This window comes from Bradyrhizobium sp. HKCCYLS3013, from assembly GCF_051167615.1.
Classification (GTDB): domain Bacteria; phylum Pseudomonadota; class Alphaproteobacteria; order Rhizobiales; family Xanthobacteraceae; genus Bradyrhizobium.
The window spans coordinates 167,450-189,048 of the sequence record NZ_JBNPTK010000005.1 but is presented as its reverse complement, the minus strand read 5'-3'; the positions used below and the strand labels follow the sequence as shown (position 1 = coordinate 189,048).

Genomic DNA, 21,599 nt, shown 5'->3' with positions numbered 1-21,599 from the left:
GCCAGTCAATACGCGCCAGTCAATGCGCGTCGATCGCATCCGCCTTGGCGCCGCCGGCGACGGAATAGCGCATCGGCACCTTGCGGGTCTTGAGGAACGCCTCCAGGGTCTCGCCGCGGAAGGCTGCGTAGACCTCCGGGTTCGAGACGCCGATCACCGCGGCCATCTTCTCCAGCACGAAGAAGCTGACGCCCCGCCTGATCATCTCGATCCAGCGGCGGTTCTTGATGAGCTCGCGCTCCTCGCCCGTGAGCTCGTACTCGTCCGCGAGCGCGTCGAATTCCTCAACAAATCTCTTGCGATGCGCGGGGATCACGAGCCGGTGCAGGAAGTCGTTGATGCGGAAATTGGCCTGGCTGCGGCGATGCGTGAACGGATAGGTGCCAGCCAGCGTCTCGGCGCCCGCGAGCTCGTGTCCGATATGCGCGCGATAGGTCGCGACCTCCCGCGGATCCGGCGCGCCGCCGAGATCCTCGAACACCAGGGTCGCGATGTTGGTCACCGACGGCGCGTAGGTCTGCCTGTGCACGAGCCTCACCTTGTCCGACAGCGCACCACGCATGATCAGCCACATGATCACCTCGGCGCCTTCCATGCCCCCCTTGACCGCATAATCGGCGATCCGCATCGCCGTGAGCCGCTCCGGGTCCTTTTCCAGAAGATCGAGGAATTCGTTGTCCCAGTCCTCGTTGAGAAAGCCGGCACGCTCGCCATGCACCTGGTGCGACAGCCCGCCGGTGGCGAAGATGGCGACTTTCAGATCCTCCGGATAGCTCTCGATCGCCTTGCGCAGCGTCTTGCCCAGCTTCCACATCCGCTTCGCATTGGGGATCGGCAGCTGCAGCACGCCGACCTGAAGCGGCACCACGCGGCCCGGCCACGGGCCGCTGGCATCGCCCATCATCGACAGCGGCGACAGCAGGCCGTGATCGACCGGCTTGCCCTGGAAGAACGACATGTCGAACTCGTCGGCGACCATCGCCATCGCAATGTGCTGCGACAGGCCGAGATGCCCCTTCGCCGGCGGCACGTCGCGCGGTCCGCCGCCCTCGTCGGCCGCGACATAGCGGTCGTCTATGCCGAGCGCGAACGCCGAGTAGTGATCGAAGAAGAACGAGGTGATGTGATCATTGTAGATCATGAACAGGACGTCGATGTCCTTGCGCTTCACCCAGTCGCGCACCGCCGCGAAGCCGTCGAAGATCGGCTTCCAGGCAGGGTCGCTCTGCTTGTTGGTGTCGAGTGCGAAGCCGATGGTGGGCGAGTGCGATGCGCCGATGCCGCCGATGATCCGGGCCATGTGTCCCTCCGCGAAATGGGCCGCGGCTGACTGTCACCCGCGGCCGCGCCGGGGCCGACCTTACGAAGTTTCCCATGCTAGACAATCATGCTAACGTGCACGGATCGTTTCTCTCGATGAACGAGAGCCCTAGGATGAAATGGCGGATCGAGGACATTCCGGTGTTCCATGCGGTGGTGGCGACCGGCGGCATGACCGGTGCCGCGCGGTCGCTGGGCATGCCGAAATCCTCGGTCAGCAAATCGGTCGCCCGACTCGAGCAGGATCTCGGCATCCGGCTGTTCGACCGCAACTCGCGGCGCGTCCGGGTGACCCGCGAGGGCGAGCTGTTCTTCCAGCAATGTCAGAAGATCCTGGACCAGGTCTCGGAGGCCGACGCGGTCATGACCGGGCTCTCCGGCGTCCCCAGCGGCCGGCTCTCGGTGGCGCTGCCGCCGGCGTTCTGCGAGGAGATCCTGGCGCCGCAACTCGCCGAATTCCACCGCCGCTATCCCCGGATCGAGCTCGACGTCGAGGCGACGACGCGCGCGATCGACATGCTAGCCGACCGCTTCGACATCGCGGTCGTGGTCGGCGTGCAGGAGAATTCCGAGCTGGCGCAAAAGGTGCTGATCGGCGGCCGCCTGATCTGGGTGACCAGCCCCGCTTATCTCGCCGCGCACGACATCGGCGAGGACGTCCGCGCGCTTGAGCGCCATCTCATGATCTGCGAGCGCCGCTACGGCGACCGCACCCTGGTGATCAAGCAGCATGGTCATCTCGTCCGCTTCGACGTCGGGGCGCATGTCGCCCGCATCAACAATCCGCTGGCGGTGCGCCGCGCCGTCGCCCACGGCGCCGGCATTTCCTTTCTGCCGGAGCACTATTGCGTCGAGCTGCTCGGCGAGGGCCGGCTGGTCGAGATCGGCAGGGGGGTCGTGTTCGACACCCGCGCCGCGCAGCTCACCGCGATCTTTCCGAGCCGCAAGCTGATCTCCTCGCGCGCCCGCGCCTTCCTCGATTTTCTCGAGGAGATCTGCAGCCCGTCCGCGCGCGGTTGAGCGGGCTGCTGCCAAAACGTCACATGACAGGCCCCGGAAAGAGGTCTAAGACGCGCGGCTCTTGAGTTGACCTCTTACGAGAGCCGCCATGAATCTGCGCCAGCAATGGGAAGATCAGGCCGCCCAGTGGCTCGCCTGGGCGAGGGCGCCAGGCCATGACAGCTTCTGGCGTCATCATCGCGAGCAGTTCACCAGCCTGCTGCCGGGGCCGGGTGCGCTGACGCTCGACATCGGCTGCGGCGAGGGCCGGTTGTCGCGTCATCTCAACGCCTCGGGGCACAGGGTCATCGGCATCGACGCTTCGCCCTCGCTGATCGCGGCGGCGCGCGCCGCCGATCCCGCCATCTCCGTCGTGCGCGCCGATGCGGCATCGCTGCCGCTGGCCGATGCCTGCGCCGATCTCGCGATCGCCTTCATGTCGCTGCAGGACGTCGATGCGATGCCGGCCGCAGTGCGCGAGGCGGCGCGAGTGCTGAGGCCCGGCGGCCGGCTGTGCATGGCGATCGTCCATCCGCTCAATTCGGCCGGCCGCTTCGCCAGCCTGGCGCCGGACGCGCCGTTCGTGATCCAGGGGAGCTACCTGGACTCCTTCAACTACAGCGATCCGATGGAGCGCGACGGCTTCAGCATCATCTTTCACAGCGCGCATCGTCCTCTGCAGCGCTATTTTGCGGCGTTGGAGGAGGCGGGCTTCCTGATCGAGGCGCTGCGCGAGCCGTCGATCCCCGAAGCGGCGATCTCCCGCGACAGCAGCCGGCGCTGGCTGCGCGTGCCGCTGTTCCTCCATCTGCGCTGCCTGCGCCCGTAGGGCCGGAACGCCGCGACGCGCTCCGGCTTCGCGCGGGCGTCACCCGCGCCGGGCCGCCTCGATTGCTGCAACGTCGATCTTCTTCATCGTCATCATCGCGCCGAAGACGCGCTTGGCGGCGGCGCCGCCTTCGGTCATCGCATCGGTGAGCGCGCGCGGCGTGATCTGCCAGGAGATGCCCCATTTGTCCTTGCACCAGCCGCACTGGCTTTCCTGGCCGCCATTGCCGACGATGGCAGTCCAATAGCGGTCCGTCTCCGCCTGATCATCGGTGGCGATCTGGAACGAGAAGGATTCGTTGTGGGTGAACGCAGGTCCGCCATTGAGGCCGAGACAGGGGATGCCGCAGACGGTGAATTCCACCGTGAGCACGTCGCCGGCCTTGCCGGAAGGGTAGTCACCCGGCGCGCGATGGACTGCCGTCACTTTGCTGTCCGGAAACAGCTCGGCATAGAAGCGCGCGGCGGCCTCTGCGTCCTTGTCGAACCACAGACAGATCGTGTTCTTGGGCTTTGCCATGGCAGGGCTTCCTTCCATTTCAGTGCAGGCCGCGCGCTGGTTCACGACGCGGCGCTCGGGGTTGTGATCGCGCCGGCTCGTCGCGATCCGGCTTGATCCAAGGACGCAGCCGCCGGCCGCGATCCGACATCATGATCTGCCTTGGACGAACTTTTTGTGGCCGGCCTGCGCGGCGGATTCTTCATCACGCAGCAGTTGTAGCCGGGGTGCGGCCCTGTCGTGTAGGCTCGCGGGGGGATCGACCGGTGAGTGGGGGTGGTGAGATGAGCGTCACGCGTGCCGCGCGCCGGGGTGTGTTCACCCTGCTGGCATTGGTGGTCCTCAGCGGCCACCGCGCCGAAGCCGCGTTCGACTACGCCCGCTACAAGGAGGCCGGTCTCGACGACCTTCTGGCGCTGCCGCGCCCGGCCAAGGGTGTCGACATCAAGACGGGTGCGCCGTTCAAGCTCGAGGTCATCCTCGCGAGTGCCGGGGGTCCATGTCAGACGGGGTTCTTGAAGAAGTCGATGGCGATGTCGGGCTTCGACCAGGTCGAGAAGCTCGGCGTCTCGAATTGCATCACGGTGCGTTCATCCAAGGGGCGGGAGCTCAAGGTTTTCGTGCAGGACATCGTCTATGGCTTCCTGCCGCGCGAGGTGAAGGTCGGCGGCAAGCTGACGCTCTATGCCGTCCACATCTACACCTCCGCCGAGGGACCCGGACTGCTGGTCAACGAATTCCAGACGGTGCAGCCAGCCGCGCCGGCTCAGCAGCAGCCGTCCGAAGCCGGAATGGCCTCGTGCGGCTGCTGGTCGCTGCGCGATCATCCCGGCATCGATGTCGACGCCGGGACGGAGGGGGCACCGATCGGGGTGATGGAGGATGGCGTCGTGGTCAAGGTGGAGGCGGCCGATCAGGCGCCCGCTGACCTGCCGCTTGTCGGCGGCTGCGGGCGCTACGTCGTGCTCAAGCACAGCTATCCGAACGGCGCCGTCCTCTTCACCCGTTATGCCCATCTCGGTCGTCTGGTCGATGGCAAAGGCGAGATGCCGGCCGTCGGCGCGCGCTTCAAGCGCGGCGAGAAGATCGCCGAGGCCGGCCCCGGCAAGATCATGCATTTCGAGTTGCGGCCCGTTGCGCAAGGCAACGCGACGGTGGATTCCGGGTGGACTAAGCAATACGACGGGATTGCCGACATGGAGTGGTCACGCTACGAGCCGGTGGATCCGAGGAAGTTCGATCCCGACGCCTTTGGCGGTCTGGGCAAGCGTGGGAAGTAGGCGTCGACATGGTGAAGACTGGGGGCCGCATTCAAGCGGTGCTTGTGGGGATCGCCGCGGCGATGCTGACGGGGTGGCTCTCGCCATCGGCGCATGCACAATCGGCGCCGCGACCGGCGCCGCCGCCGCCGGCACGTCCGGCGCCCTCACCACCGGCGCCAGCCGTTCCTGCCGATCTGAAGGACCTGCGCGGCGAATGGAAACGCGCCGGCGCCGGCTTCGGCTGCGTCGTGACCCCGCCGCGCGAGCTGTCACAGGAGCTGTTGCTCGCAGTCATGGCGCGCGCCTGCATGCGGCTGGGCCCGCTGGTGGTCGGCGACGGTGCTGACACGGCGACCGCTGCGCTCGGGCAGCCCCACCGCACCTTGAAGCAGGCGCAGGACAAGGTCGCCTGGATCTATTTCGTCGGCCAGCGCGAGCACTATCCTTATTTCGTGGTCACCGTGGCCGCCGATAAGATCGTCGCGCTGCAGGTCACCGGCGACGGCACCACGACGGCTCCGGGCTACGAGCTCAGCAGCGTCCGTCTCGGCGCCCCCACCGACGATCTGGTGAAGGTGTTCGGCCAGCCCAACCATTTCGAGCCGAGCGAATTGAAGGGCGTCGAGCTCTGGACCTATCCGCCGCATGCGTTCTCCTTCGAGCTCAAGGGCGGACGGGTGATGTCGATCCGTGTTGGGAAGTCGTGATCCGGCTCCACTGATTGCGCAGCGAAGCCGGATTTGCGCATCGCGGTACGCTAGCCGCCGGGCGACTTTGGCGGTTCTGCGCCGCCGTGAGCGGCCTGCTCGGCGCCATGGGATGACGGCGGAACAGCCTCTGACGCTGCCGGCGCCTGATCCGTCTTGGCGCCTGAGGTCTCGGCCTTCTTAACGTTGTCATCAGGGTTCTTGGCGTCTGCGCCCTTGTTGTCCGAACTCTTGTTGTTCGAGCTGTTGTCGTTCGAGCTCTTGGCGTCCGGCGCCTTGTCCGGTTTCGGCGGCTCGATCAATGCCGCGCGCGTGGCCTGCACGACCGGCGCGGCGGCGTCGGCGTTGACATGGAAGAGATAGTCCTCCGCCGACCGCGTGAACAGATAGCCCCCACCGGCGTCCTTCTTGTAGCGATAGGTCAGCGCGCTTCCATCGGTCCGCTTCAGCGTGACGGTGACGTCGGGCGCATCCGTCTGCGCCAGCGCCGCCTTGCCCTTGCCGCGCACGTTATCGAAGGGGGGATGCGCCATCGCGCTGACCAGGGCGTCGATCTTGTCGGGCCGCGGCTTCTCGTCCTTGCCGAGCCCCGCCAGCGTGAACTTGCCGTCCTTGCCATCGATGGTGACGTCACCGACATTGACGCTGGCGATCTTGTCGCGCGGCGTGTCCAAAATGTCGTGCTGCATCCAGGCGCTGGGCTCCGCGCCGATGTCGTAGGTCGCCAGCTCGACGGCAAAGACCGGAGAGGCATCGCCGGCCCGCACATGCACCTGGCGATACGCCGGCGAGGTCCCGACCAGGAGCTCACCGACCCGGCTGCCGCCGCTCGTCAGCACCACGCGGCGCTCATGAACCTTTTCGGTGACCTTGAAGCGCTCGGCTGCGGCCTCGGTCTTCGCGATCGGCCAGCCCTTCTTCAGGCCGGCGATGCGGTCGAGCAGGCCATTGACCTTCGTCGTGTCGGCGGGAAAGTCGGCCAAGGCGGGGATCACCCATTTGCCGTCCTTGCGCGCGAGGGTGACGGTGTGGCCGGCATCGTCGTCGATCGCGACCTGATCGACCTTGGCCGGCGCGAACGCGACCAGCGGCTCCTTGGCGTCGAACGCGGCATGATCGGAACGGTTGACCGCGAAGGTGAGAGCCAGCGCGAGCTGACCACCCAGCAGCGCCGTGAGCAGGATGGGAAGCCCTTTCATGTCCGCGCCTCCGCGATGCCGAGCATGTTGAGATATCTCCGTTGGGCGCCGAGCCGCAGCGCGCGGCGCACGATGTAGACGAGGGCGAGCCCTGCGAGCGCGAGCGCATAGTTCAGGTATTCCCAGAACATCTGGCCGCCGCTCTGCATCGGGGCGAGCGTGCGCGAGAACTGGCCGCCGCGGCTGCGCAGCGCCAGCAGCCCGCGGTCCTCCAGCGACCAGTCGACCAGGTTCTGGGCGAAGTCGAGCGGTGCCAGATATTGCGTGCGGTCGACGCTGGAGGCGAGTTGCAGCACGTCGTCCGACAGGAAAGTGCCCGAGCCGATCACGATCAGCCGCGCGCTTTCGGGCGAGCGGGAGATCACGCCGGTGATGCTGGGCTTGGCGTCGGCAGCCGCCGTCTTCGCCGCGTCATCGGGCTTTGCATCAGCCTTTGCGTCGGGTTTGGGCTCAGCAGCGTCCTTGGCGAGAGGCGATGGCTTGCCGGCGAAGAACGACGTGAACTCGCCCTCCATCATGGCCCCGAGCAGCTGGCGCCCCTGCTTGTCGGCAGGAGGGAAGCCGGTGTCGGGATGCGCCTTGAAGTCCGGCACGACGTTGGTCGTCTTGGCGGTCCATGAATGCGGCGAGCTCTGGATCAGATCGACGATCTTTCGCTTCTTGCCGACCTTGTCGGCGTCGATCGTCAATGGCGAGGCCCAGGACAGCGTCAGCTGCTGGGTGCCGGCCGAGGGTGCCGCGCCCTGCGCCAGCCCGTCGCTGCGGATGTCGGCGAAGAACGGGTAGTCCATCAGCCGGATCTGCCGCACCTTGATGCCGCCGCCGACGTCGCGCTCGCTCGGGATCGGGAACGAGGCGTTCTGGCGGTCGAGCACCATGCTGTCGCCGACCTTCACGCCCTGGAACGCCAGCCAGTCCTCCAGGCCGGACGGCGTCTTGGTCACGTCGAGATTGCCGCGCAGCGACGGCTGATAGGGCGAGGTGGCGACGATCACCGTGCCCCCCTTCATCAGGAACTGATCGACGGCGAACAGCTGCTTCTGATCGAGCTGCTGCGGCGAGGCGACGAACAGGATGTCGGCGCGTTCGGGAACGCGTCCATCCTTCAGCTGGGTGGCGTCGACGAGCGTGTTCTCCTGCAGCTTCTGCTGCAGCAGATCGAACGACGGCCCACTGCTGCCGGGGATGCCGAGCTGCGGCATCGGCTGCTGCGCCGGCGGGGTGTACAGCGCGACGGTGCGCAGCGCGCCGGGCGTGAAGCGCTTCAGCTCGGCGTCGATGTTGCGCTTCAAGCCGTCCTTGTCGAGCTGCTCCGGCAGCTGGATCTGCTCGGTCTTGTCGCCGCTCTTCAGGATCAAATGGAACCAGAAGCGTTTCGGGTTGAGCAGGCCGACCGAAAGCGGCTCGAGGCCGTATTCGTCCTGCAGGGTCTTGGCGATCTGTCCGCCATCGGCGTCGGGATCGACGATCTTCGCATCGAGCTTGCCCGGCGTCTTGCTCTGGTAGTCCTTGATCAGCTCCTGCAGCGCGGTCTTCAGCTTGGCGAGCGGCTCGGGCAGGTTCTTGGCCGAGATATAGGCCTCGAGCGTCACCGGCTGCGGCAGGCCGGCCAGAACGTCGCCGGAGCCGCGATAGCCGTTCAGCACCTTCTTGATCGCGCGCGTGATCGTATACTCGGGATTGCGCAGATTGACGTCGAGCTCGCTGTCGCCGTCACCGCGCTCCTTGACCTCGATGAGATCGCGGAAACCGAGCGTCGTGTACTCATCGCCATATTTGACGAGGATGTTGAAGTAGGAGTTGGTCACCGACGCCTGATACTTGCTCGAGGTCTGGAACGGCACCGGCTGGATGCCGTACTGCTTGTTGGCTTCCGCCTCGAGCGCGGCGTTCTGCATCGGGTCGACGAACTCGACCCGGACCTTGCCTTGTCCTGCGATCTCGTACTCCTTCAGGAGATCGCGCAGCCGCGGCACTAGCGGCGCCAGCAGCGGGTGGGTCTGGGCGCTGAAATAGCCCCGGATCAGCAGCGGCTCCTGCAGCTGGCCGAGATAGCTCCTTGTCTCGTCCGAGATCGAGTAGATGTGTCCCGCGGTGAGATCGGCCCGTGCGGCCGGGAGCTGGCCGAGCCACAGGTTGACCGCGACGAGATTGGCCACCGTGAGCGCGGCCACCATGCGCCAGCGCCGGTGCTGCGGCGCGCGGCCCTGCGACGACCAGCGTAGGCTCTCCAGCACATAGAGATTGAGCACCAGGAAGACGCCGAAGATGCTGAGATAGTAATAGAGGTCGCGCAGGTCGATGACGCCGCGGGCGATCGACTCGAAGCGCGACCCGGCCCCGAGCTGGCGCAGCAGCTCGCCGCCTTCGTTGCCGGTCAGCGAGGTCAGCGTGTTGGAGCCGAGCAGATAGAACGCGCCGCAGATCAGGGTGGAGACGATCAGGCTGATGACCTGGTTGTCTGAGCGGGCGCTGACGAACAGGCCAATCGAGATGTAGGCGGAGGCGAGGGCCAGCGCGGCGAGATAGCCGCCGGCCACCGGTCCCCAGTCGAGCCGGCCGATCATGGAGACCGTGATCGGGAGCGGCAGCGTCAGCGCCAGCGCGATCGCGACCAGGGCCAGGCAGGCGAGGAACTTGCCAAGGACCAGCTGCAGCGGCGCGACCGGCGATGTCAGCAGGAACTCCAGCGTGCCGGCGCGCCGCTCCTCGCTCCACATCCGCATCGTGATGGCCGACACGATGAAGATCATCAGCACCGGCATCCATTCGAACAGCGGCCGGACGTCGGCGATGTTGCGGGCGAAGAAGCGGTCGACCCAGAAGAACAGGAACAGGGTGACGGCGAGGAACGCGGCCATGAAGATGAAGGCCGCGGGCGAGGCGAAGAAGACGGCCAGCTCCTTGCGAGCGATACGAAGAACGTTATGCATGCAGGGCCTCCGGGGTCGGCGCGCCGGCGCCGGTGATGTCGGCAAACAGGGTTTCGAGATCGCGCTGTTCGGGATGCAGGGCGAACAGATCGAGCTTGTTGTCGGTGATGACGCGGGCGACGGCCGGCGCCACGGCGCTGGCCGCGTGGCCATTGAGGTTGAGGGCATAGGCATGGCCGGGCTCGGCCGCCGTCAGCCGCTCGACGCTCTTGACGAGGCCAAGCCCTGTGACCAGCCGCTCGACCAGGTCGGGCGGCCCGCTGGTGACGAGACGCAGCCGGCCAGGCCCGCCGAGATCGCTCATCCTTGTGTCGAGCGCCAGCCGGCCGCGGTTGATCACCAGCACGCGCTCGCACACGGCGCGCACCTCCTGGAGGATGTGGGTCGACAGGATCACCGTCGCGGTCTTCGCGAGATCCCGGATAAGTCCGCGCATCTGGGCGATCTGCGATGGATCGAGGCCGTTGGTCGGCTCGTCGAGGATCACGATCTTCGGCTTGTGCAGGATCGCCTGTGCGACGCCGGTGCGCTGCCGGTAGCCGCGCGACAGGCTCGCGATCGGCGCGGTGGCCTTTTCCGCAAGGCCGGTCGCGGCGATGGCATCGCGCAGCGCCTGCGCCCGGGCGCCCGGCGGGATTCCTCTCAGCTCCGCCGCGTAGTCGAGGAATTCGACCACTGTCATCTCGGGATACAGCGGACAATTCTCGGGCAGGTAGCCGATCAGTGCCTGCGCCTGCCGGCGCTGCCTGCCGATGTCGTGGCCATGAATGGTCGCCGTGCCGGCGGTCGGCTCGAGATAGCCCGTCAGCATTTTCATGATGGTGGTCTTGCCGGCGCCATTGTGCCCGAGCAGGCCGACGATCTCGCCGTCGCCGACCTCAAAGGAGACGTCGTCGACGGCGGTGAATGACCCGTATTGGCGGGTCAGGTGTTCGGCGGAGATCATGTGACGTGTCGCTCCTGAGTTGGCCGTCGCGGCGCCGGATCCTGATCGACATGCAGGATCGATCACCGGCGGCACGCGCGTCGGATGCAGCTGAGAGGATCGGGCCGACCGAACCGGTGGTCGTCGGCATGGAAGCTGAGAGATCGGCGCGCCGAGCGCAGCGGTTCAGAGCGGCCCGGCCTATGCGATGGGGGGAGTCATCATCCGGAAGAGCACATCGTGCGACGAAGCCTTGTGCAACACCTTGGGAGGTCGTGAAGCGTTTGTTTCCCGCCGTTCTGTTGGTTGCGGCTAACTAATCGAACGCGAGCAGATGAATCAAGCGGGGGCAGCCGCCCTGGATCGATCACGACCGGTCAATTGGATGTGAGCGGGCAAGTCGAACGCACGTGCTGCGCCGACCGCGATCCGCGCCGGTGCGCATGACTTCGACGGCTGCGCGTGGCCTGGCACTTGGCCGTCGTGGTAATGAGGGCGTCACGGTCCACGACATCCCGGCGATCTTCGTCCGCTCGCAAGACCGTGCGTAGGAGCGCGGCTCCTTTCGGGGCGTCGGACCGGAACTACCCGTCGCACGACTGTGATTTGCGCGGCCGTGACGAGTCGACTGGTAACCTTTCCCGGTCTGAGATCGTATCGTCGAATGGCAGCATCCGGACACGCGGGTGGGAGGTATTCAATTGCACAAGAGGCAGCCGCGCATCGTGCGCATCACGCACCGTCCCAGCGGCGAGGTAATCGCCGAGGGGCCTGTCGGACTCTGGGACATCACGCCGTTCGAGGGAAACTTCTACATTCGGTGGCGCTGCCTGAGAACACGCCATCTGCGTCCGAACTGGATTCCCGGACTGTGCATCTACAAATTCCTGTATGTGTGGCTCGACCTGGAGCTCCCGGACGGCCGGCGCGAGCCGTCGATCGGATGGCTGTACTGGCTGCCCAATCCGCTGTTCGCCTTCATCGCGTTCCGGCCCGCCGTTCCGCAGTTTTCGCCAGCGCTTGCCATCGAGGAACTGGCGCGGTGAGCGTTGCGAGCCGGCGCGAGGTGATCGGCGGGCTGCTGACGGCGCTCATGGCGCGCGCGGGATCCGCTTCGGCTGCATCCGCCGACGACGACGTGCCTGCCTTCACAACCGGCCGTCACCAACTCACGCTGTTGCGGCCGCAGCAGAGCCTGCCGGCGATACGGCTGTTTCGCCTCGACGGCGGTACGCTCGATCTCGCCGCGCTACGCGGCGCGCCAATCGTACTGAATTTCTGGGCCTCGTGGTGCGCGGCCTGCCGCATCGAGCTGCCGGAGCTCGATCGGCTTGCACGCAGTGTCGCGCGCCAGCGCCTGCACGTCCTCGCGGTATCCGAAGACCGCAGCGATCGCGACAGTGTCGGTCGCTTCGTGCGCGCGCTGAGGCTGACGTCGCTGTCCATCTGCCTCGATCCGAACGGATACGTGGCGCAATCCGGAGACGACGGTGGCAGGCCTGCGCCGTTTACGCTGTATGGCATGCCGATCACCTATCTGATCTCGGCTTCAGGTCTGATCGTCGGATACCTCCCGGGTGCGGCCGACTGGTCGTCGTCGGCGGCGGCAGATCTGCTCGAATATCTCGGGCGCAACTGAGCGATGAATCGCGAAGCAGTCAGCGTAACCTTCCGATGCATTGGAGCGAACCGATGGACAGGCGCGCCGATGGCCGCCAGACACCTGCAATGTCCGCAGGCTGAAACCCGGAGAATGGAGGAATTCGCATGTCCAATCGCACGCTGTCCGCAATGATCGTCGGCGCATTTGCGGTCGCTGCCGGCGCGCTCGCCGTCACGTCCGCCTCGGCGGAGACGATGGCCAAGGGCGACATGGAAAAGATGATGAAGGCCAAGCAGGCCGAGACCATGAAGGCCATGAAGGACGGCAAGATGGAGAAGTGTTTTGGCGTCGCGCTGAAGGGCCAGAACGACTGCTTTGCTGGCGCCGGCACGACCTGCGCGGGTACCAGCACGATCGATTATCAGGGCAATTCGTTCAAGCTGGAGCCGAAGGGGACTTGCACGACAATGCAGACCCCCAAGGGTCCGGGTAGCCTGACGCCGAAGGCCTGAGACATCGTCGGCGGGCTGCTTGCGGCCCGCCATTTCTCTCGATCGGAGTCTGCACGTGGCACGCGCGCAATTCTCGACGGCCGGCCGGATCCCCGCGCGGGGCGGCGTCGGCCTCAAGGCCGAGCACTATCGCGGTATCGTCGAAACGTGGCCCGATATCGGCTTCTTCGAAGTCCATGCCGAGAACTACATGGGCGCGGGCGGGCCGCCGCATCGCTATCTCACGGCCGTTCGCGAGCGCTATCCGGTGTCGCTGCATGGAGTCGGATTGTCGATCGGGGCCGATCGGCCGCTCGACCAGGCCCATCTCGGCCGTCTCAAGCATCTGGTCGACCGCTACGAACCAGGGTTGTTTTCCGAGCACCTCGCCTGGTCGTCGCACGGTAGCGGCTTTCTCAACGATCTGCTTCCGGTTCCCTATACGAGCGAGACCCTGATCCGCGTCTGCGATCACGTCGACGAGGTGCAGAGCGTGCTCGGCCGGCGGATGCTGCTGGAAAATCCATCGACCTACGTCGCGTTCACCGAGAGCAACTGGTCCGAGCCCGACTTCATCGCCGAGGTCGCCCGCCGCACCGGCTGCGGGCTGCTGCTCGACGTCAACAACGTCCATGTCGCCGCGACCAATCAGCAGTGGGACCCGCATGGCTATCTCGCCGCCTTGCCGCTCGCGCAGGTGTTGCAGGTCCATCTTGCCGGCCACGCCCGCGAAGTCGACGAACATGGCAGGCCGCTGCTGATCGACACCCACGACCGACCGGTCGACGACGTCGTCTGGTCGCTGTATGCGCATGCGATCCGCGCGACCGGCCCGGTGCCGACATTGATCGAGTGGGACGCTGAGGTGCCGCCATGGCAGGTGCTTGCGGCGGAGGCCCGCCACGCAGAGGCCGTCATGCTCTCGCCGTCGCTGGAGGTGGTCTGTAATGCCGCCGCTTGCTGAACGTCTCGGCGGCTTTGCGCGCGCACTGCTCGATCCCGCGCAGCCGGTGCCTCCAGGTCTGGTCGGGCCGGACGGGAGGCCGAGCGACCGCCGGTTCGGAGTTTATCGCAACAATGTCGTCGCCGGCTTGACCGCAACACTGAAGGACGCCTACCCGGCGGTGTATCGCATCGTCGGAGCGGAGTTCTTCCATGCCATGGCGCGCTGCTATCTGTCGTCCGAGCTACCGAGCTCGCCGATCCTGCTCGACTATGGCAGCGGCTTCGCGGCGTTCATTCGCGGCTTCGCGCCGGCGTCAGTGCTGCCGTATCTCGCCGACGTCGCAGCGATGGAGCGCGCCTGGACCGAGTCGTATCATGCGGCGGAAGCGGAGCCGGTCACGCCTGCGGCTTTCGCCGCCGTAGCGCCGGCCGATCTGCCGGCCCTCCGCCTGCACTTGCATCCATCCCTGCGGCTGGTGTGCTCGGCGTTTCCCGTGCTTACGGTCTGGCAGATGAATGTCGCGGAGGGAATTGCTGGCCCGGTCGATCTCGACGCGGGCGGTGGTGAGGCGGTTCTGATCGTCCGTCCCGAAGCCGATGTCGTGGTTCGCGCGATCCCGTCGGGCAGCCTTGCGTTCGTTCAGGCCTTGTTGGCCGGTCGGTCGATACTGATGGCGGTCGAAGACGCGCTGCGCGAGGACGCCGGCTTCGACCTTGCCGGCACCCTGCACGATCTGATCCATGGCGGAGCCGTGATCGGCTCCGACCACGTGACGATGGCGGAGGCGTCATGAGCGCGGACAGCCGGGCTCTCGCGTTGCCCATGTCGGATGCGATCGATCGGCTCGTGCGGCTGGCTCTGATCGTCGCGCCGCCGATGCTGCGCATCGCGCTTGCGGCGCCGTTCTTCAGATCCGGGCTCACCAAATGGGATGGCTTCCTGTCGCTGTCACCGGCCGCGGCGTATCTGTTCGAGGACGAGTTCAAGCTGCATCTGTTCGGTCAGGCCTATGATTTTCCCTGGCCTGCGGTGTTCGCTCATCTCGATGGCGTGGCCGAGATGCTGCTGCCGGTTCTCCTGGTGGCCGGGCTGGCGACCCGGATCAGCGCGCTCGGGCTGTTGGTCATGACCGCCTTCATCCAGCTCGTCGTCCCGGATGGCTGGGCCAATTTTCATCTGCCCTGGGCTGCGATGGCGGTTGCGATCATCGCGCTCGGGCCCGGGCTCATCAGCCTCGATCATCTCGTCCTGTCGCTCGGTCGAAAGCTGGAGGGCGCCGATGGGCAGTGACCAGAGCGGTCCTGCACCGCGGCTGAGGCTCGTCCCGGTGGACGCGCCGAGCGGGGCGGACCTCAAGCCGGGACGGCGCGCGCTCGATTGGGCGATTCTGATGGCGCATGCCCAGGAGGGTGATCGTGTCGCCTATCAGCGGCTGCTGCAGGAGATCACGCCCTACCTTCGCTCTCTCGCGGCACGGCGCTGCAAGCAGCGCAGCGACATCGAGGACGCGGTGCAGGACGTGCTATTGACCATTCACTCGGTCCGCCACACCTACGATCCGACGCGCCCGTTCGCGCCGTGGCTGGTGACCATCACCAACCGTCGCCTGATCGACCGAGTACGGCGGCAGTCGCGCCAATCGCGGCGTGAGACTGTGTTGTCTCCCGAGCACGAGATCGCAGCCGAGCCCGAGACCGGCGTGGAGGCGGCGCCCGACCGCCGCGAATTGGAGCTGGCGATCAACAACCTCCCGCCCGCACAGCAACAAGCCGTGCGCCTGTTGAAGCTCAGGGAGCTGTCGCTCAAGGAGGCCTCGGCGGCAACCGGAATGTCCACGACCTCATTGAAGGTGAACATGCATCGCGCTCTGAAGAGTCTTCAGAAGCTGCTCATTCCGCGGAACGAGCCATGATCAAGACCGGCGATCTGATCGACTCTCTTGCGAACGATATGCGGCCGGTCAAGCGGCTGCGGCCGCCGCTGCTGCGTGCCTGCGGCTGGCTGATCGGGGCAGGCGCCGTAGTGGCGCTGCTCGCCGTCAACCAGGGGATCCGTCCGGATCTGGCGCAGCGTCTGCACGATGCGCCATTCGTGACCAGTCTCGTCGGCTCGATCCTGACCGGCGTGCTGGCCGCGATCGCGGCATTCCTGGTCAGTCTTCCCGACCGCTCGCGGTGGTGGATGCTGCTGCCGATGCCGGCGCTGGCGCTATGGCTGTCCAACATCGGCTATCAGTGCCTCACCGACTGGGTTGCGGTTGGTCCCGACGGCATGAGCCCTGGCGAGGCGGCCCGCTGCTTCACGACGCTTGCTGTGACGAGCCTGCCGTTGTCGCTGGCCCTGCTGGTGATGCTGCGCTACGCGGCGCGTCTGCGGCCGACCATCGTCGCCTTGACCGGCGGCCTCGCCGTGTCCGCGATCACGTCGACGGCGCTCGCGCTGTTTCATACGATCGACGCCTCGGTGATGATCCTGATGTGGAACGTCGGAACGGCTGTCCTGCTGATCGGCGCGGGTGGCCTGTTCGGCCGTCGGATGTTCGGCTGGGTCGCGCCGCGCGTCTTTGCGCAGGACTGAGCTCGTGGTCGGTGGACTGACGGGGACCGTAACCTTCGTCGTGCTTGGAGCGAACAGTCTCCGGGCTCAGGCGCAGACAGCCCCTCGGGACGCGCATCGCGCGTCGATGTTCACAGGCGCGAGGAGAATGAGACAATGCAACGATCGAAAAGCCTTGCCGGGTTGGCCAGCGTGGCGCTGATGCTGGCGGCGCTCGTGCCGTCCGGCGCCAGCCGGGCTGCCGATGCGACCCATCTGTCGTTCGTCACCCACGCGGCATTCTTCTCGGCGGAGACGAAGCAGCCGAAGCCGCTCGATCCCCATGCCTTCGTCGCGGACGCCGCGGCGTTGGCCGCCGTCGGGCCGCAGAACATCTCCCACGTCGCGGGTTTCCGTCCGGCCTTCATCGAGCAGGATGCGAAGACCGCCGCGGTCGCCAATGCGAATGGCGAGCCGATCGGCTTCACGCTCGGCGACTGGCTCGCGGCGAGCGGCAGCGTGACGCTCACTCCTTCGGCCGGCGGCAAGGTCGAGATCGCCATGAGCTTCGACCATCTGAAGCCGGGCGGTCACTACAGCCTGTTCGAGAATCACTTCGATCAAAAGCCGGTCGGCTTCACGCCGCTCGATGGCACTGCGACGGCCAATGATTTCGTGGCCGGGCCGGACGGCAGGGCGAAGCTGACGATCATCGCGCCGCAGCCGCTGACCCACGACAACGCCGTGCTGCTGGTCTATCACAGCGACGGCATGACGCATGGCGCGAAGCGCGGCGACATCGGCGTCAATGCCCATCACCAGCTGATCGCGCGGATTCCGGAATAGATCATCGGCTGCGATCCCGCTGGGCGTCACGCGCCGCGGGATCGTTGCCAGCGGGCTTCGATCCAGGACTCCCAACTCGTCGTCAGTGGCTTGCGCTCCGTCATGGCCGGCCGGACCTTTCGTCAGAACGAGGATGCAAGGTTACCCACCGGCCGCGACCATCGGCGAAAATAATGATTGCTGGTTTTCAGAAAACATGCTTATATCTCTGCAACCCGCCTCGAGCAGAGGGACGTACGCGTCGTCACGAACGTGGAGGCGGGCTGCGATGGACGTGACGGCTGTGCCAGACGAGCGCAGCCGTGACGGACGGCGAAGTCGTGTGGTCCTGGCCTCTCGACGCTGAGGTCAAGTTCGCGGTCGTTGCTTATGGGCACGCGCGGGCGATGGGGGCAAGAAAGCCGATCCCCAGGGAGAGCACGAAGGACACCGTAAAACTATCGCGCGGGGAAGGCCGGGTCTGTCCGGCTGTACCTGTGGTACCTGCCGCCTGCATTCTTTTGAGCAGGCGGGCCACGGGCCTCAGCCGAGGTCCGGCCTTCCTCGCGCCCTCTCGTATTTCAGGAGGGACATGATTGCCGCATGACCTGGGCGCTGCGCGCCGCGGGAATGTGGGGCCGTGTCTCTGTAGCCGGCAGGGCCAACTCCGTCCTTCGGTGTCTCAAGGCCGGGACGACACCGAATTTGTCGCACGCACCGGGCAGCCATGATCAGCCGTGCCTTTGCAGCGCACTCCCGATCCCGTATCCAGCAGCAACAACGCAAAGAGGAAACCACCATGACCAAGACCGCCGCCGAGATCGAGGACGACCGCCAGATTCGCGAGCTGTTGCAGAACTGGGCGATCTGGCGCGATGCGGGCGATTGGGAGCGCTTCCGCATGGTGTGGCATCCGGATGGGCGGATGATGGCGACGTGGACGCAGGGCACCGGCGACGAGTTCATCGAGATCAGCAAGGCGGCCTGGGCCAAGGGTGTCAACATCCTGCACTTCCTCGGCGGCATCTCGGTCGATCTCGCCGGTCATCGTGCGATCTCCCAGACCAAGATGACGATCTCGCAGCGGGCCGAGGTCGAGGGCGTCGTCTGCGACGTGCTGTGCACCGGCCGCTTCTACGACTTCCTCGAGAAGCGCGCGGGCAAATGGGGCATCGTGCTGCGCCAGCCGATCTACGAGAAGGACCGCATGGACCCGGTGACGCCCGGCGCGGTGCCGGCGCTGGACCGTGCGCTGCTGGAGCAGTTTCCCGTGGGGTATCGGCATCTCGCTTATCTGCAGACGCGCATCGGCTACACGGTGAAGCGCGACATGCCCGGGCTGAAGGGGCCGGAGGTCGAAGCGCTCTATGCGCGCGGCGCCGCGTGGCTTCGGGGCGAGGGGCTGTGATCGTCGACCCCTGCCTCGCCGGAGCCGCGCTCCGAACGGGACCAGCTCTCGCCGTGAGGGGCTGATCCGGCGGATCTCTGGTGCCGTTACAGAGCGGGTGACTGTGGCTCGGAGTGCGTAGCGAGGAATCAGCGCAAGTAGCTGAATCAGAAAGGATTGTCTGTCAGCCTTGTTCCTTGGAGCGGAACCGTCGCGCGGGTGCTGTATACAGGATCGGCAGTTTTTGCCGAAAGAAGGCGGAACTTGCGTCTCATTCTTTGCTTGCTGTATACAATGCTCAGTTGGAAGTATACCGACACGAGGACACGCCATGGCCGCTTCTTTTCCGATGAATGCATGGTACGCCGCGGCCTGGGACGCCGAGGTCAAGCAGGCCCTGCTGCCGCGGACGATCTGCGGCAAGCACGTCGTGATGTACCGCAAGGCCGATGGCACCATCGCCGCGCTCGAAGATGCCTGCTGGCACCGGCTGGTACCGCTGTCCAAGGGCCGGCTGGAAGGCGACACCGTCGTTTGCGGCTATCATGGCCTGAAATTCAGCCCGCAGGGCCGCTGCACCTTCATGCCGTCGCAGGAGACCATCAATCCCTCGGCCTGCGTACGTGCCTATCCGGCGGTCGAACGGCATCGGTTCATCTGGCTGTGGATGGGCGATCCGGCGCTGGCCGATCCCGCTATTATTCCCGACATGCACTGGAATCACGATCCGGCCTGGGCCGGCGACGGCAAGACCATCCACGTCAAATGCGACTACCGGCTGGTGGTCGACAATCTGATGGATCTCACGCACGAGACCTTCGTGCACGGCTCGTCGATCGGCAACGACGCGGTGGCCGAAGCGCCGTTCGACGTCACCCATGGCGAGCGCACCGCCACCGTGACGCGCTGGATGCGCGGTATCGAGCCGCCCCCATTTTGGGCGAAGCAGCTCGGCAAGCCGGGCCTGGTGGACCGCTGGCAGATCATCCGCTTCGAGGCGCCGTGCACGGTGACGATCGACGTCGGCGTCGCGCCGACCGGGACGGGCGCGCCGGAGGGTGACCGCTCGCAGGGCGTCAACGGCATGGTGCTCAACACCATCACGCCGGAGACCGACACGACCTGCCATTATTTCTGGGCGTTCGCCCGCAACTACCAGCTCACCGAGCAGCGGCTGACGACCGAGATCCGCGAGGGTGTGTCGGGCATCTTCCGCGAGGACGAACTGATCCTGGAAGCGCAGCAGCGCGCGATGGACGAGAATCCGGGGCGCGTGTTCTACAATCTCAACATCGATGCAGGCGCAATGTGGGCACGGCGGATCATCGATCGGATGATCGCGCGCGAAACGCCGCTGCGTGAAGCCGCGGAGTAGAATGGAATGGCCGAGCGTGACAGCGAGCGTTCGATCTCGCAGACCGTCCGAGCGCAGCTCACCTTGCGCGACCTGATCCTCACCGGCGGCTTGCGCCCCGGTGAGCGCATATCCGAGCTGCAGGCGGTCGAGGCCGCCGGCGTCTCCCGCACGCCGGTGCGCATGGCGCTGGTCCGGCTCGAGGAGGAGGGGCTGCTGGAGGCGATTCCGTCCGGCGGCTTCATGGTGAAATCGTTCTCCGAGCGCGACGTGCTCGACTCCATCGAGGTGCGCGGCACGATGGAAGGACTGGCGGCGCGGCTCGCCGCCGAGCGCGGCGTGTCCGTGCGCGACACCGAGCCGATGCGCGAATGCCTCGCCCAGATCGACGAACTGATCGCGCCCGCCGAGCTCTCCTTCGACGGCTTCTCGGCCTATGTGGCGCTGAATGCGCGCTTTCATGCCTTGCTGGCCGAGTTGTCGCGCAGTCCGCCGGTGATCCGCCAGGTCGACCGCGCCAGCGCGCTGCCGTTCGCCTCGCCGAGCGGATTCGTGATGGCGCAATCGGCGCTGCCGGAGGCGCGCCACATCCTGGTGGTCGCGCAGGAGCATCACCGCATCGTCATCGATGCGATCGAGAACCGCGAGGGCGCCCGCGCCGAGAGCATCATGCGTGAGCATGCCCGGCTGGCCGCCCGCAACCTGCGGCTGGCCGTGAAGGCGCGTGGTCCGATGGACCTGGTGCCGGCGGCGGTGCTGATCAAGACGCAGATCAACGGCTGAGGAGGCGATCATGCGTTTCCAGGACAATTGGTCGCCTGCGACCCTGGTCTCGACACGCGACCTTGCGCCGGGCATCCGCGAATTCATCCTGCGGCCCGACGGCTATGTCTGCGCGCCCTATGCGGTCGGCAGCCACATCAAGGTCGGCGTCCTCGCCGGCGGCCGGCCCGATGTCCGCTCCTATTCGCTGGTCGGCGAGGCGGACCCGCGGGGCTACCGGATCGCCGTGCGCTTCGCCGAGGATTCCCGCGGCGGATCGCGCTATCTGTGGTCGCTGCAGCCCGGCGCGCGGCTGGACGTGGCGAGCCCGACCTCGCTGCTGCAGGTCGATTGGCAGTATCAGCATTATTGTCTGGTCGCCGGCGGCATCGGCATCACGCCGCTGGTCGGGGCGGCGCATGCGCTGCTGCGCAAGACGCCGAGCGTCTCGCTGCATTACGCGGTGCGATCCCGCGGTGATGCGGCCTACCTCGATGAGCTCTCGGCGCTGCTCGGCGACCGTCTCGCGGTGTATGCCGCGGACCAGTCGCAGCGGCTCGACCTGACCGATCTTTTTTCGAGTCTGCCGTCCGGAGCAGCCGTGCTGTTCTGCGGACCGATGCGGATGCTGGATGCCGCGCGCAGCGCGTGGGCGGCGTGCGGCCGCGCGCCGGCCGATCTCAGCTATGAGACGTTCGGATCGAGCGGCCGGCTGTCGACCGAGCCATTCAAGGTCCGGCTGCGCGACAGCGGCGAGGAGATCGTGGTGCCGCGCGACCGCTCGATGCTCGACGTGCTCAATGCCGCCGGCCACGAGGTCATGGCGGATTGCCGGCGCGGCGAGTGCGGCGTCTGCGCGGTTGACGTCGTCGAAGTCGAGGGCGAGATCGATCATCGCGACGTGTTCTTCAGCGCCGAGCAGAAGCACGAGAGCCGCAAGCTTTGCGCCTGCGTTTCCCGCGCCCACGGCGTGGTCACGATCGATACGCTGGAGCGGGCCGACGCGCTGTGAGCGCACTGCCGG

General features: G+C 66.4%; 22 protein-coding genes. 17 read left to right on the top strand and 5 right to left on the bottom strand.

Annotated elements, in window-relative coordinates; translation table 11 throughout:
- Window positions 1-19: 19 nt before the first annotated feature.
- Window positions 20-1,300, bottom strand: a complete 1,281-nt coding sequence (locus tag ACQR1F_RS11795) for a gallate dioxygenase (protein WP_315804488.1) — start codon at window positions 1,298-1,300, stop codon at window positions 20-22.
- Between the two features lie 134 nt (window positions 1,301-1,434).
- Between ACQR1F_RS11795 and ACQR1F_RS11790 the strand changes: the two genes are divergently transcribed.
- The gene (locus ACQR1F_RS11790; RefSeq protein ID WP_315804489.1) at window positions 1,435-2,340 is read left to right on the top strand and encodes a LysR family transcriptional regulator; all 906 of its coding nucleotides are present in this window, start codon (window positions 1,435-1,437) and stop codon (window positions 2,338-2,340) included.
- An 88-nt stretch (window positions 2,341-2,428) separates the two neighbouring features.
- On the top strand, window positions 2,429-3,148 hold the full coding sequence (locus tag ACQR1F_RS11785) for a class I SAM-dependent methyltransferase (protein WP_434913068.1): 720 nt from the start codon (window positions 2,429-2,431) through the stop codon (window positions 3,146-3,148).
- Between the two features lie 39 nt (window positions 3,149-3,187).
- Here the strand turns inward: ACQR1F_RS11785 and ACQR1F_RS11780 are convergent, their stop codons facing one another.
- Complete coding sequence (locus ACQR1F_RS11780; RefSeq protein ID WP_315804491.1) at window positions 3,188-3,667, bottom strand: VOC family protein; 480 nt, start codon at window positions 3,665-3,667, stop codon at window positions 3,188-3,190.
- Window positions 3,668-3,930: 263 nt separating this feature from the next.
- On the opposite strand from ACQR1F_RS11780, the gene ACQR1F_RS11775 reads away from it, so the two are divergent.
- Both ACQR1F_RS11775 and ACQR1F_RS11770 read left to right on the top strand, forming a co-directional pair.
- On the top strand, window positions 3,931-4,926 hold the full coding sequence (locus ACQR1F_RS11775) for a M23 family metallopeptidase (protein WP_315804492.1): 996 nt from the start codon (window positions 3,931-3,933) through the stop codon (window positions 4,924-4,926).
- A gap of 8 nt (window positions 4,927-4,934) precedes the next feature.
- A complete protein-coding gene (locus ACQR1F_RS11770; protein ID WP_434913067.1) occupies window positions 4,935-5,615 on the top strand; it encodes a hypothetical protein in 681 nt (226 codons plus the stop codon).
- Between the two features lie 50 nt (window positions 5,616-5,665).
- On the opposite strand, the gene ACQR1F_RS11765 is transcribed toward ACQR1F_RS11770, so the two are convergent.
- From ACQR1F_RS11765 to ACQR1F_RS11755, 3 genes are read right to left on the bottom strand one after another with little or no spacing between them, the layout of a single operon-like run.
- Complete coding sequence (locus ACQR1F_RS11765) at window positions 5,666-6,814, bottom strand: DUF4340 domain-containing protein (protein ID WP_434913066.1); 1,149 nt, start codon at window positions 6,812-6,814, stop codon at window positions 5,666-5,668.
- Window positions 6,811-9,747 carry a Gldg family protein gene (locus tag ACQR1F_RS11760; protein WP_315804495.1) on the bottom strand — a complete coding sequence of 979 codons (2,937 nt, stop codon included), beginning with the start codon at window positions 9,745-9,747 and terminating at the stop codon, window positions 6,811-6,813. Before ACQR1F_RS11760 ends, ACQR1F_RS11765 begins: the two co-directional genes overlap by 4 nt.
- Window positions 9,740-10,693: an ABC transporter ATP-binding protein gene (locus tag ACQR1F_RS11755; protein ID WP_434845412.1), complete on the bottom strand. Its 954-nt coding sequence runs from the start codon at window positions 10,691-10,693 to the stop codon at window positions 9,740-9,742. The genes ACQR1F_RS11760 and ACQR1F_RS11755 overlap by 8 nt, the downstream gene beginning before the upstream one ends.
- A gap of 680 nt (window positions 10,694-11,373) precedes the next feature.
- On the opposite strand from ACQR1F_RS11755, the gene ACQR1F_RS11750 reads away from it, so the two are divergent.
- The 13 genes from ACQR1F_RS11750 (at window position 11,374) to ACQR1F_RS11690 (ending at window position 21,587) form a co-directional block, all read left to right on the top strand.
- On the top strand, window positions 11,374-11,718 hold the full coding sequence (locus ACQR1F_RS11750) for a hypothetical protein (RefSeq protein WP_315804497.1): 345 nt from the start codon (window positions 11,374-11,376) through the stop codon (window positions 11,716-11,718).
- A 20-nt stretch (window positions 11,719-11,738) separates the two neighbouring features.
- Entirely contained in the window at window positions 11,739-12,311 is a 573-nt protein-coding gene (locus tag ACQR1F_RS11745) for a TlpA disulfide reductase family protein (RefSeq protein ID WP_316238449.1), read from the top strand.
- Window positions 12,312-12,439: 128 nt separating this feature from the next.
- On the top strand, window positions 12,440-12,787 hold the full coding sequence (locus ACQR1F_RS11740; RefSeq protein WP_315804499.1) for a BufA1 family periplasmic bufferin-type metallophore: 348 nt from the start codon (window positions 12,440-12,442) through the stop codon (window positions 12,785-12,787).
- A 55-nt stretch (window positions 12,788-12,842) separates the two neighbouring features.
- Window positions 12,843-13,730: an MNIO family bufferin maturase gene (bufB, locus tag ACQR1F_RS11735; RefSeq protein WP_434883869.1), complete on the top strand. Its 888-nt coding sequence runs from the start codon at window positions 12,843-12,845 to the stop codon at window positions 13,728-13,730.
- Window positions 13,714-14,505, top strand: coding sequence for an HvfC/BufC N-terminal domain-containing protein (locus ACQR1F_RS11730; protein ID WP_316238451.1), 792 nt, complete (start codon window positions 13,714-13,716; stop codon window positions 14,503-14,505). The genes bufB and ACQR1F_RS11730 overlap by 17 nt, the downstream gene beginning before the upstream one ends.
- 29 nt (window positions 14,506-14,534) lie before the next feature.
- Complete coding sequence (locus tag ACQR1F_RS11725; RefSeq protein ID WP_316238499.1) at window positions 14,535-15,002, top strand: DoxX family protein; 468 nt, start codon at window positions 14,535-14,537, stop codon at window positions 15,000-15,002.
- A complete protein-coding gene (locus ACQR1F_RS11720; protein WP_434883868.1) occupies window positions 14,992-15,624 on the top strand; it encodes a sigma-70 family RNA polymerase sigma factor in 633 nt (210 codons plus the stop codon). Before ACQR1F_RS11725 ends, ACQR1F_RS11720 begins: the two co-directional genes overlap by 11 nt.
- Window positions 15,621-16,289, top strand: a complete 669-nt coding sequence (locus tag ACQR1F_RS11715; RefSeq protein WP_315804503.1) for a DUF1109 domain-containing protein — start codon at window positions 15,621-15,623, stop codon at window positions 16,287-16,289. The genes ACQR1F_RS11720 and ACQR1F_RS11715 overlap by 4 nt, the downstream gene beginning before the upstream one ends.
- A 135-nt stretch (window positions 16,290-16,424) precedes the next feature.
- Window positions 16,425-17,093: a hypothetical protein gene (locus tag ACQR1F_RS11710; RefSeq protein ID WP_316238453.1), complete on the top strand. Its 669-nt coding sequence runs from the start codon at window positions 16,425-16,427 to the stop codon at window positions 17,091-17,093.
- Window positions 17,094-17,871: 778 nt separating this feature from the next.
- The gene (locus tag ACQR1F_RS11705) at window positions 17,872-18,480 is read left to right on the top strand and encodes a nuclear transport factor 2 family protein (RefSeq protein WP_434913065.1); all 609 of its coding nucleotides are present in this window, start codon (window positions 17,872-17,874) and stop codon (window positions 18,478-18,480) included.
- A gap of 310 nt (window positions 18,481-18,790) precedes the next feature.
- Window positions 18,791-19,834: an aromatic ring-hydroxylating dioxygenase subunit alpha gene (locus ACQR1F_RS11700; RefSeq protein ID WP_315805846.1), complete on the top strand. Its 1,044-nt coding sequence runs from the start codon at window positions 18,791-18,793 to the stop codon at window positions 19,832-19,834.
- 6 nt (window positions 19,835-19,840) lie between these two features.
- Window positions 19,841-20,596, top strand: coding sequence for a GntR family transcriptional regulator (locus ACQR1F_RS11695; RefSeq protein ID WP_315805847.1), 756 nt, complete (start codon window positions 19,841-19,843; stop codon window positions 20,594-20,596).
- Window positions 20,597-20,606: 10 nt separating this feature from the next.
- Entirely contained in the window at window positions 20,607-21,587 is a 981-nt protein-coding gene (locus tag ACQR1F_RS11690) for a PDR/VanB family oxidoreductase (protein ID WP_434913064.1), read from the top strand.
- Window positions 21,588-21,599: the final 12 nt, after the last annotated feature.